Here is a 3,413-nt window from a genome sequence, read left to right as displayed (position 1 = left end):
GGTTGCGATGTGCTTTGCGATCGCATCGAGTCCTCCGGAAGGGAGTTGCAATGCGTCGCCGAGGGCAAGTGAAGTCCGCTTGAAGTGCTCGACAAGTGGTTCGTATTTCGTGACCAGTCTCAGTCTGTCGGTCTCGTTCAGGTACTTCACGCTTCCCGCGTTGTCGACGAAGTCGCTGAACTTCACGAGGAACACTGCGGGATCCGCGATCGCGCGGATGACGTGATCCTGGTATCCGGCGGTGGTGTTGTCGTGCGGGTATTCGATCGGATTGGTCACTGCCTCAACAAGTTCGGAGATTCTGTGGCCGAAGCGCGAGGCGATGAGTGTTGACGCACGTTCTTGCGCATCGGAAGGGGACATATCGTCTGCAGTCTGACCACCGAGGAGCGCGATGACGGCGTGTGGTCGGTCCTCGACCGTGTCGTGAAGCGCGGTTGCGCTCAGGATCTCGACATCGGAGCACCCGTACCGAAGCAGGCGCAATACATTTCGTAGGGGATGAACGATGTAGGGATCCTCGTCGGACTTTATCCCGTTCTTTCTGAACTGATCGAGGTGCGCGAGGGTCGCGACCTCCATGGCGAGTCGCAGGGTTTCACCCGGGATCGCCAGTTCGTCGACGGCGCTCTCGATGGCGAAGACCAGCGTCGCAGCGTCCATCTCTTTCAGGGGCAACTGATCGAATGCAGATCTGATCGGGTCGGAGTTGCTCATGCCGAATAGCCTTCCGGTTGGTGAGGCGTCGGGACGAATGTCCTGGTGCGGATCTGCGATCGAGCCCTGGTTGACGCCGGAAATACGGGCCGAGGTCAGAATCATCTTGATTCTATCCGGCGACTGCGACAGCAAGTGTTCCTAGCGTTGTCATCGAGGTCGGCGGGGAGTTTCGTCCGCGTCCATCACAAGCAGACTAGGGCAGGAAGAGGTTCGATGACCACGGAGGCGACCCTGGCGTCGTTTGTCGAGACAGTTCACACGGATGTCGACATCCATCCACTGGACGACCCTGTGCGACAAGGTCTTCGCGGACAACATGCACATTTCGCTCACTGGGCAGGGAGGGTTGCACGATACGACCCGACGGTCGCGCTGTTTGTCGGTCATCCGCCCGAGTTGGACGCCGAAGACTGGGAGAACCTGCGCACACTCGTAGGTCCGGGCGGCACAGTAGGTTTGCGAGGATTCGACCATCATCCGCCGGTAGGGTGGCGCATTGTGGATCAGTTCGGCTCGGTGCAGATGGACGGCTCCGCACTCGAAGTCTCTGTTGATCCGTCGGTCGAACTTCTCGGAACGAGCGATGTTCCCGAAATTCTCGCGTTGATCGAGCGCACCAAACCCGGGCCTTTTCTCGCTCGCACCGTCGAGATGGGGAGCTACTACGGCATTCGCGTCGACGGAAGACTTGTAGCCATGGCGGGGGAGCGGCTGCACCCTCCGGGATGGACGGAAATCAGCGCGGTGTGCACTGACAGCGATTTTCGAGGTCGAGGACTGGGCACGACCCTGATCCGAGCCGTCGCCGCCGGGATTCGGGAGCGCGGCGAGCTGCCGTTTCTCCATGCAGTGCAATCGAATACGAATGCGATCAGACTCTACGAGTCGCTGGGATTCGTGCTGCGGAAGAAGTCCCGGTTGACCGCGGTGCAGGCGCCTGCCTGATCGAATTCTCGCCGACGCCTGTGTTTCGGGCGCTCGGCCACTAGTCTGAACAAATGACAGTCGATCAGGCGTTGGACAGTGATTTCCTCACTCTTGCCGATCCGTACCGCCGCGAGTTGCTGGCGCACTGCTATCGCATGATGGGGTCGATTCACGACGCCGAAGACCAGGTCCAGGAGACGTTCATCCGGGCTTGGCGCGGGTTCGACGGTTACAAAGGCCAGTCGTCACTCAGGACCTGGCTCTACCGCATCGCGACGAATACGTGCCTGACCGCGCTGGAGGGGAGATCGAGGCGTCCCCTCCCGACCGGTCTCGGCGCACCTAGTTCGGACCCGGCCGACGATTTGATCGAGCGCAACGAGATCGCCTGGTTGGAACCGATCGCCGATTCTGCGTTGGGCGACGTCAATGATCCGGCCGTCATGGTCGTCAATCGCGACTCGGTGAGGCTCGCGCTTGTCGCCGCTTTGCAACACTTGTCCGCGCGCCAACGTGCAGTTCTGGTTTTGCGTGACGTTCTGCAGTGGAAGGCATCGGAAGTTGCGGAGGCCCTGGACACCACAACCACTGCGGTGAACAGCCTGCTGCAGCGGGCTCGCGCACAGATCAATCACATCGCGCCCACTGAGGACGACCTCGTGGAACCGACTACCGAGGCTGCCCGGAAATTGCTTCGCGACTACGTGCACAGCTTCGAGAGCTACGACGTCGAGGCCATCGTTGAGCTGTTCACGCGCGAGGCCATCTGGGAGATGCCGCCGTTCGAGGGTTGGTACCAGGGCCCCGAGGCAATCGGGCAGCTCATCGGAACCAAATGCCCGGCCGACGGACCAGGGGCGATGCGTCTACTTCCGACCGCTGCCAACGGACAGCCGGCGTTCGGCCTCTATATGCGCGAGCCCGACGGCGTTCACCGAGCTTTTCAGCTGCACGTTCTCGATGTCACCGAGTCAGGGATCTCGCACGTGACGTGTTTCTTCGATCTGAGCCTGTTCGCACGGTTCGGATTGCCCGCAGAACTGTAGGGGCAAGGAGTTGCGCGAGCCCTCCGGTTTGGAGGACCCGCGCAGCTGCTCGTTACTGCTCTCGCTGTGCGTTACTGCTGGGGAACCGTCGCGGCCGGGTCCATCCACATGACCTCCCAGACGTGGTTGTCGAGGTCGCGGAATGCGCGTCCGTACATGAAGCCGTGATCCTGGGGCTCCATCCACTTGCTACCGCCGGCAGCAATAGCCGCGTCGACGAAGGTGTCGACTTCCTCCCTGCTGTCGGCCGACACACACATCAGTGCCTCGCGGGCTTTCGACGTGTCACAGATGTCGTCGGCGATGAAGTCCCCGAAACGCGGTTCGTTCAGGAACATGACCGTGGCGGAATCGCTGACGATCATCGAGACGGTGTTCTCGTCACTGAACATGTCGTTGAACTCGAAGCCGAGGCCGCTGAAGAATGCCCGCGTGGCAGCGACGTCCTTGACCGGCATGTTGACGAAGAGAAGACGAGACATGGAGTGCTCCTTGAAGTCGGTTGACTGATTACTGATCGCTTCGGTTCCTGTTGGTTCCTGTTCATACAGACCGCAGCGGGGACAGAAAGTCATCGCGGCAGTCGAAAATTCGGAGAAATTGTCGGTTGTTAACCCGTAGTAGTGCTCTGACCTGGCGATTTGGTGTTGTGTTGATCTTCGCGTAACTTTGTCCAGGTCAGAGCGACACGGACACCGACTCCCACCTGCGAGGGTGAGT

General features: G+C 60.3%; 4 protein-coding genes. 2 read left to right on the top strand and 2 right to left on the bottom strand.

The window, feature by feature from the left end; all coding sequences use genetic code 11:
* Positions 1-822, bottom strand: an 822-nt coding sequence (locus ACFQ6H_RS29725; RefSeq protein WP_378650423.1) for a hypothetical protein, incomplete at its 3' end; no start/stop codon positions are given.
* A gap of 111 nt (positions 823-933) precedes the next feature.
* On the opposite strand from ACFQ6H_RS29725, the gene ACFQ6H_RS29720 reads away from it, so the two are divergent.
* Positions 934-1,665 (top strand): GNAT family N-acetyltransferase, encoded by a 732-nt coding sequence (locus ACFQ6H_RS29720; RefSeq protein WP_378650421.1) that lies wholly within the window; start codon positions 934-936, stop codon positions 1,663-1,665.
* Positions 1,666-1,718: 53 nt separating this feature from the next.
* The gene (locus ACFQ6H_RS29715; RefSeq protein ID WP_378539148.1) at positions 1,719-2,693 is read left to right on the top strand and encodes a sigma-70 family RNA polymerase sigma factor; all 975 of its coding nucleotides are present in this window, start codon (positions 1,719-1,721) and stop codon (positions 2,691-2,693) included.
* Positions 2,694-2,764: 71 nt separating this feature from the next.
* Here ACFQ6H_RS29715 and ACFQ6H_RS29710 read toward each other — a convergent pair whose 3' ends face one another.
* A complete protein-coding gene (locus ACFQ6H_RS29710; protein ID WP_003945103.1) occupies positions 2,765-3,175 on the bottom strand; it encodes a VOC family protein in 411 nt (136 codons plus the stop codon).
* Positions 3,176-3,413: the final 238 nt, after the last annotated feature.

Origin of the sequence: Rhodococcus sp. NPDC056506 (assembly GCF_042794945.1) — a bacterium.
Lineage (GTDB): Bacteria > Actinomycetota > Actinomycetes > Mycobacteriales > Mycobacteriaceae > Rhodococcus_F.
This window is presented reverse-complemented; position numbering and strand designations above follow the sequence as displayed.

Coding starts and splice junctions, on each gene's coding strand:
- ACFQ6H_RS29720 (WP_378650421.1), top strand. CDS start 934: ATGACCACGGAGGCGACCCTGGCGTCGTTTGTCGAGACAGTTCACACG.
- ACFQ6H_RS29715 (WP_378539148.1), top strand. CDS start 1,719: ATGACAGTCGATCAGGCGTTGGACAGTGATTTCCTCACTCTTGCCGAT.
- ACFQ6H_RS29710 (WP_003945103.1), bottom strand. CDS start 3,175: ATGTCTCGTCTTCTCTTCGTCAACATGCCGGTCAAGGACGTCGCTGCC.